At 31.5% G+C, this 6,177-nt stretch carries 10 protein-coding genes and 1 pseudogene; 6 read left to right on the forward strand and 5 right to left on the reverse strand.

Translation table 11 applies throughout. From position 1 onward, the window contains the following. On the reverse strand, positions 1–1,001 hold a 1,001-nt coding region (locus tag AC8IGH_RS04270; RefSeq protein ID WP_507419481.1), incomplete at its 3' end, for a peroxidase family protein. A 111-nt stretch (positions 1,002–1,112) separates the two neighbouring features. Here AC8IGH_RS04270 and AC8IGH_RS04275 point away from each other — a divergent pair. Then, positions 1,113–1,469: a DCC1-like thiol-disulfide oxidoreductase family protein gene (locus tag AC8IGH_RS04275; protein ID WP_507419482.1), complete on the forward strand. Its 357-nt coding sequence runs from the start codon at positions 1,113–1,115 to the stop codon at positions 1,467–1,469. 5 nt (positions 1,470–1,474) lie between these two features. Here AC8IGH_RS04275 and AC8IGH_RS04280 read toward each other — a convergent pair whose 3' ends face one another. Further along, entirely contained in the window at positions 1,475–2,476 is a 1,002-nt protein-coding gene (locus AC8IGH_RS04280; protein ID WP_507419483.1) for an asparaginase, read from the reverse strand. 19 nt (positions 2,477–2,495) lie between these two features. Next, entirely contained in the window at positions 2,496–2,681 is a 186-nt protein-coding gene (locus tag AC8IGH_RS04285; RefSeq protein WP_507419484.1) for a PspC domain-containing protein, read from the reverse strand. Positions 2,682–2,914: 233 nt separating this feature from the next. Between AC8IGH_RS04285 and AC8IGH_RS04290 the strand changes: the two genes are divergently transcribed. Together AC8IGH_RS04290 and copM are read left to right on the forward strand one after the other, a co-directional pair. Continuing rightward, the gene (locus AC8IGH_RS04290) at positions 2,915–3,112 is read left to right on the forward strand and encodes a DUF2905 domain-containing protein (RefSeq protein WP_507419485.1); all 198 of its coding nucleotides are present in this window, start codon (positions 2,915–2,917) and stop codon (positions 3,110–3,112) included. A 16-nt stretch (positions 3,113–3,128) separates the two neighbouring features. Next, complete coding sequence (gene copM, locus AC8IGH_RS04295) at positions 3,129–3,470, forward strand: CopM family metallochaperone (protein WP_507419486.1); 342 nt, start codon at positions 3,129–3,131, stop codon at positions 3,468–3,470. Between the two features lie 12 nt (positions 3,471–3,482). Here the strand turns inward: copM and AC8IGH_RS04300 are convergent, their stop codons facing one another. Further along, positions 3,483–3,782, reverse strand: a complete 300-nt coding sequence (locus AC8IGH_RS04300) for a hypothetical protein (RefSeq protein ID WP_507419487.1) — start codon at positions 3,780–3,782, stop codon at positions 3,483–3,485. A gap of 236 nt (positions 3,783–4,018) precedes the next feature. On the opposite strand from AC8IGH_RS04300, the gene AC8IGH_RS04305 reads away from it, so the two are divergent. The 3 genes from AC8IGH_RS04305 to AC8IGH_RS04315 all read left to right on the forward strand — a co-directional run bounded on the left by AC8IGH_RS04305 (position 4,019) and on the right by AC8IGH_RS04315 (position 5,990). After that, a complete protein-coding gene (locus tag AC8IGH_RS04305; RefSeq protein ID WP_507419488.1) occupies positions 4,019–4,789 on the forward strand; it encodes a class I SAM-dependent DNA methyltransferase in 771 nt (256 codons plus the stop codon). Between the two features lie 115 nt (positions 4,790–4,904). Then, positions 4,905–5,156 (forward strand): hypothetical protein, encoded by a 252-nt coding sequence (locus AC8IGH_RS04310; protein WP_507419489.1) that lies wholly within the window; start codon positions 4,905–4,907, stop codon positions 5,154–5,156. An 84-nt stretch (positions 5,157–5,240) separates the two neighbouring features. Next, positions 5,241–5,990: a D-alanyl-D-alanine carboxypeptidase family protein gene (locus tag AC8IGH_RS04315; protein WP_507419490.1), complete on the forward strand. Its 750-nt coding sequence runs from the start codon at positions 5,241–5,243 to the stop codon at positions 5,988–5,990. Between the two features lies 1 nt (position 5,991). On the opposite strand, the pseudogene AC8IGH_RS04320 reads toward AC8IGH_RS04315, so the two are convergent. Then, positions 5,992–6,177 (reverse strand): annotated as a pseudogene (locus AC8IGH_RS04320) (hypothetical protein); the annotation flags it as partial.

Consider the following 6,177-nt stretch of genomic DNA (forward strand, 5'->3'; position numbering starts at 1 on the left):
TAATTTAAAAGTAAATCTAAATATTCATAATTCCATTTATCAGGATTAGTTGTCCAAGCCCCTTCAAGTCCAGAAGTTACCTGATTTTTTCCAAGTCCATTTTCTTGGTTCCAACCTAAACCTTGTTCATAAATATCAGCAGCTGCAGGTTCGGCTCTAAGTTTTGCAGCATCCCCATTCCCGTGCGCTCGTCCAATAGAGTGACCTCCAACCGTAAGGGCACAAGTTTCAACATCATTCATTGCCATACGTGCAAATGTTTCTCTCACATCATGAGCTGTTTTTAATGGATCTGGTTTGCCATCCACGCCTTGTGGGTTTACATAAATAAGTCCCATCACCACAGCCGCTAAAGGATTTTCTAAAGACGTTCGATCTTCTTTATTTGGATAACGTTTATCTTGTAACCATTCTCTTTCACTTCCCCAGTACACATCTTTTTCTGGATGCCAAATATCCACTCGACCAAATGAAAAACCATAAGTTTTAAGTCCCGCATGTTCGTAGGCCATGTTGCCAGCTAAGATCATCAGATCTGCCCAACTTAATCTGTTTCCATATTTCTTTTTAATCGGCCAAAGAAGTCTTCGTGCTTTATCTAAGTTTGCATTATCCGGCCAAGAATCTAATGGAGAAAATCTATGATTTCCTGTTCCAGATCCACCACGACCATCTGCAATTCGATAAGTTCCTGCAGAGTGCCAAGCCATTCTCACAAATAAACCAGAATATGTTCCAAGATCAGCCGGCCACCAATCCTGACTGTCGGTCATTAATTTTAGTAAATCTTTTTTTAAAGCTTTAAAATTTAATTTCTTAACTTCTTTTTTATAATCAAATCCTGGCAGTGGATTTGTTTTAGTATCGTGCTGATGTAAAATATCTAAGTTTAAAGATTTCGGCCACCACGCTGCAGTTGGTGATTGTTCTGCCTTTGTTAAAGAGCCATGCATTACTGGGCATTTTCCTGAACCATTTGTTTTTAATTTTTCTGTGCTCATAATTTTGAAAGGAGCCGAGTCTTACCAAAAAAAGGTTAGAAAGTTAAGTAAACAATAAGTTTATTTCTACTTTAGGTTTAGTTGGTTTGTTGTAAAATCAAGCAGATATTTATGCAGATTATTAAAATTTATTACAACCAATCTTGTTCCATTTGTAACTGCGAAATTAATTTTTATAAAAAAAAAATTAATAACCCTTTATTTGAATGGGTAAACATTCATGAAAATGCAAAAGCTTATATTGAGACTAAAAAAACCAAAGATCAATTAATGAGACGGATGCATGCTTTAGTGCATGGTCATTTAGTGGCGGGAGCTAAAGTTTTTTTAATTATTTGGGAGGAAATTGATTATTTAAGAATTTTAGCAAAGATATTAGGCAATCCTATTATTTTTCCATTGTTCTTTATTACTTATGAAATTGTGGCTCTTCCTCTGTATATAAAGAATAAATTATTAAATCGCTAAATTTACTAATTTCCAATCCAATAAATTTTACCACTCTTCGTGCCTGCAGAATTTAAAATAGGCTGACTGATTAATTTATTAACCTCATCATTATCTAATAATTTTAACTCTTTTAACAATCCTGCAATTGCAACCTCAGCTGCTTTCATATTGCCATCTTTAATTTTAACAACAACAGACACTTTTTCCTCAGGAATAATTGCAGAAAATACTCCGTCCGCTCCATTTTTAACTAAAATCTTTTTATTACTACTCTTTGTTAAAATAGAATTCACGCTCTCAGATCCGCCAAATAATATGGGATATTTAACGCAACAATCAAAAATCTTTTTAACTGCCTGTTGTTCAATCCCTTCTAATTTTGAAGGATCTGCAAACTTAGTAAGGGCATAAGCAAATCGATCTAAGGATAAACTTGGCGCAGGAAGTCCACAACCATCAATTCCTAAATGTTTAATTTTTATCTCTGCTAACTTTTGTAAATTTTCAATGAATAACTTTTGTACAGGATGTTTTGGATCTTGATAGTTTAAGGTTTTAAATTTTTGATGAACACAAATAGATAACTGTCCACAATGTTTGCCTGAACAATTATGATAGATTTTAGATTTGCGACCTTCATGACGTAAAATATAATCTTTTCTTTTTGGACTTAATGGCCAAGCATTTCCTAACGTTAAATCTTCTTCTTCTAACTTTAATTCCGTTAGCCAAGACTTTACCATATCAAGATGAACCGTTTCTGCATGATGAGAAGAGGTTGCAAGTGCAATTCTTTCATCGCTTAATTTTAAACCCTTGTCAGCCCCGGTTGTGATAATCCCAAGAGCTTGAATGGGTTTAAGTGCGGATCGTGGAAATATTTCTGTTTTAGTATCGCCCCATTGTCTAATAGCTCGACCAGTGGAGTCCATTGCAATTGCAATTCCTTGATGAATATTTTCGGTTATATTTCCTCGAGTGACTGCAACTAAATCAACAAACTTTTCTTTATTTTCATCACTCATAATTTGAATTTAAAAAGACTTAACGATTAAAGGTAGGACGAGGTTTAAAAACCATCCAACAGACAATGTAGGCAAGAATTGTAATCCCGTAAAATAATGCACCAATGATAAATGCAAAACGAAGTCCCCATTTGCTAAAACCTAATTTGTGAGCAATCCCTGAACAAACGCCAGCGATGAATTTATCATCGCTACTTCGATACATATTATTATCTTTTTCGCTCATGCCGTTTAATTAATAGATTTAAAGTTATTGTTCAAATATTTTCTAAAAGCGACCCTTTGGAAAATTATAAATTATAATAAATAGAACAACCACTAACATGATAAGCTGAATAAGCTCTGGTTGAGTTAAATTCATAGTGAATTTGAATTAACAAAACTAATATATCATAATCATCTTTCTTTTGCCAAAATGCTATTTATAATTTGTAAATAATGCAAAAAGCATTAATCATAATTGGTATTTTAATATTACTCGTTGGATTATTCTGGCCGCTTGCTAAGGAAATTCCCCTTGGCAGATTACCAGGGGATATTAGTGTAAAGGGTGAGAAATATTCTTTCTATTTCCCGATCGTCACCTGCATCGTTATTTCGATTATTGTCTCTATTTTCTTTAAATTTTTTAAATAAACTTTATAATGAATACATGAAAAAGATATTTCTAAGCATTTTAATAGTCACTTTAACAATTACCTTTGCTCTTGCGGCAAATGACCATGATTCTCATAAACTAGATCCCAATGTCCCTTTTAAAAAAGCCATGGATAGAATGCATAAGGGTATGAATTTTAAATCAACGGGTAATATTGAAACTGATTTTTTGAAAGGTATGATCCCTCATCACCAAGGCGCCATTGATATGTCAGAAGAACTAATTAAAAAAACAAAAGATCCTGAACTTAAAGCCTTTGCAAAAAAAATTATTGATGCTCAAAAAGCCGAAATAAAACAAATGCAAGATTGGCTAAAAAAGAGAGATAAAAAATAATTCTAAAATTAATCAATCCCAACAAGTAGAGACAAAACCGGTCACGATATTTTTATTATCGATTGTAAATTTTCTCTGACAATCAAATACCTTGCCTTTGATTTCGTAAATATGAATAGTTTGATTATTTTCAGTTGAGACTTGCGAAGCCTTGCCGAAAGTTGAATTTAGATTAGCTGCAGGTTTATTTAAAAAAGTTGAAAGATAAGCATTTTCTTTATCTGCTTTTTTTGCAGCTTTTTCTGATACCGCAGCACAAGAGCTAATAAATAAAGCTAATATAAAAATAACAAGTACTTTTTTTAAAAACATAAATTTAATTTTAATAAAAAATTATTAAAATCATTAAAGCACTAAAAACTAAAATTACAATCTGTTTTTCAGTCATATTTTTTTATTTTATTTTAGTTTTTTTTAAAATTTTAATATCTAACTTTCTGGTTGAAATATAAAATCAAAAGTTGAAATTGACGCATTTACGACACATTTCATTTTTACTGTAAAATATTACAAAAACTTTTTTTAAAATTTAAAATTTATTTAATAGATTGAAAAAAAAATATCATATCAGTTTTCCAAAAGAACACGCCGACCATTTAACTCAAGATGAAGCATATTTTTATTATTGGGATGATGAAAATAATGAAAAGAAAAAATTAAGATTTCATGACTATAATGAAATTTATAAAATAGAGGGATTGTATGAACAATTATTTTATGACCGTCTTAAATGTGCTTCGCCTGTAAAGATATCTTCCCTCTTAAAAAATGCTTTAGGCCAATCAGATAAAAATTTATCCGAATTAAGAATATTGGATCTAGGAGCAGGTAACGGTGTTGTAGGCATTGAGTTAAAAAAATATGGGATCTCAAGACTTATTGGAGTGGACATCCTGCCTGAAGCAAAAGAAGCTGCCTTAAGAGATCGACCTGGAACTTATGACAGCTATTATGTATGCGATTTTCAAAATTTAGATCAAAGAACTAAAGAAAATATTACAGAGTGGAGATGCAATTGTTTAATTAGTGTAGCAGCACTCGGTTTTGGCGATATACCCCCCAGAGCATTTATCAATGCATTTAATATAATCGAGTCTCAAGGATGGGTTGGATTTAATATTAAAGAAACTTTTTTAGACAAAAAAGATAACTCTGGTTTTTCAAAGACGATTCAAGAAATTATCTTCTCAGAATTTTTAGATATTTATAATTTGGAAAGATATCAACATCGACTTTCAATAGAGGGGGTTCCGATTTATTATTATGCAATAATTGGAAAAAAAAATAACGACATACCAAAAGAATTTTTAAATATATAATACTATTTATTGGAATTTTTATACTAATTTTCTCTGCCTTTACCTCTTTCGTAAAATTTATTGATTTTTTAGATAAAAAGGAGCACTTATTTCTCAATCAACAAAAAATAAACAAATGAAAAAAATACTAGTTCTAGTCGTAAGTATGTTTTTAGTAACTACAGCTGCTTATGCAAAACTTTGTCCAAAATTAATGGCACAATTTGATGCAGATGTAAAAACTACAAAAGCAAAAGCTGAAGATGTAACAAAAGCAAAAGCTTTAAGAGCTACTTGTGAAAAACTTCACAATGAAAAAACTCATGACAAATCAGAAAAAGCTTGTCGTGATGCTTTAAAATTAATTGGCTCTAAAGTTACGATCTAATTACGATACTTAAATATTTCTAAAGCGGACAAACAATTTTTGTCCGCTTTGAAATTCTCTCAAATCACACTAATTTACAAACTAATGAATTTACTTAGTAATCAAAATTACAAAAATATATTTTTTATTTTGTGTTTTATCATTTTGACATCAATTGCTGATGCCAAAAAAAAACAGCCTGTAACTGCAACCAGTTGGTTGGTCGCAGATGGAAGTGGTAAAATTATAAAAAGTGTTAACCATGATGATCTTCACAGTATTGCAAGTATTACAAAATTAATGACCGCAATGGTTGTTCTTGATTCTAAGCAAGATTTAAATGAAAAAATTGAAAAATTTACAAGACGACAACATTTACAACTCGCTCTTATAAAATCTAATAATCACTCAGCAGATTTATTATGTGAAAATTATCCAGGTGGAACGGAGGCTTGTGTGAATGCCATGAATACAAAAGCTAAAAAACTTGGCATGAAAGATACTTCTTTTGTGGATGGCTCTGGAATTAATGATGATAACGTTAGCACCTCAAAAAGTTTAGTAAAGTTAGTTCTTGCAGCTCAGCACTATCCCTTAATTGTAAAATCTTCGCAAACTTCTTTCATGAAAATTAAATTAAAGAACACTTATCTGTCTTTTAAAAATACCAATCCATTAATAGGCCGCTATCAAAAGTTTTTAGTCAGCAAAACAGGTTATATCAAAGCGGCAGGTGGTTGCATTGCCTTATTAATGGAAACAGACAAAGGCAAGCGTGCAATAATTGTACTAGGTAGCAAAAACACTCACACTCGAATTCCAGAAGTGAAGTATTTAGTTAAAAACTTTAGATAAATTAATGATGGTGATCTAAGTCTTTTTTCACATCATCATGATCACCTACTACAATATGATGTTTAGATTTTACCACATATTTTTCAAGTAATGGAATTAGAGCAAGAGGAGTTAGACCGCCTAGAAAAATTCCAAGGGTTGCAGGGCGAATATCTGGATCAATGAGTGATGCAATTAAATCTGCAAT

This window comes from Candidatus Allofontibacter sp. (assembly GCF_038145245.1).
Taxonomy (GTDB): domain Bacteria; phylum Pseudomonadota; class Alphaproteobacteria; order Pelagibacterales; family Pelagibacteraceae; genus Fontibacterium.

Coding starts and splice junctions, on each gene's coding strand:
- AC8IGH_RS04275 (WP_507419482.1), top strand. CDS start 1,113: ATGCAGATTATTAAAATTTATTACAACCAATCTTGTTCCATTTGTAAC.
- AC8IGH_RS04280 (WP_507419483.1), bottom strand. CDS start 2,476: ATGAGTGATGAAAATAAAGAAAAGTTTGTTGATTTAGTTGCAGTCACT.
- AC8IGH_RS04285 (WP_507419484.1), bottom strand. CDS start 2,681: ATGTATCGAAGTAGCGATGATAAATTCATCGCTGGCGTTTGTTCAGGG.
- AC8IGH_RS04290 (WP_507419485.1), top strand. CDS start 2,915: ATGCAAAAAGCATTAATCATAATTGGTATTTTAATATTACTCGTTGGA.
- copM (WP_507419486.1), top strand. CDS start 3,129: ATGAAAAAGATATTTCTAAGCATTTTAATAGTCACTTTAACAATTACC.
- AC8IGH_RS04300 (WP_507419487.1), bottom strand. CDS start 3,782: ATGTTTTTAAAAAAAGTACTTGTTATTTTTATATTAGCTTTATTTATT.
- AC8IGH_RS04310 (WP_507419489.1), top strand. CDS start 4,905: ATGAAAAAAATACTAGTTCTAGTCGTAAGTATGTTTTTAGTAACTACA.
- AC8IGH_RS04315 (WP_507419490.1), top strand. CDS start 5,241: ATGAATTTACTTAGTAATCAAAATTACAAAAATATATTTTTTATTTTG.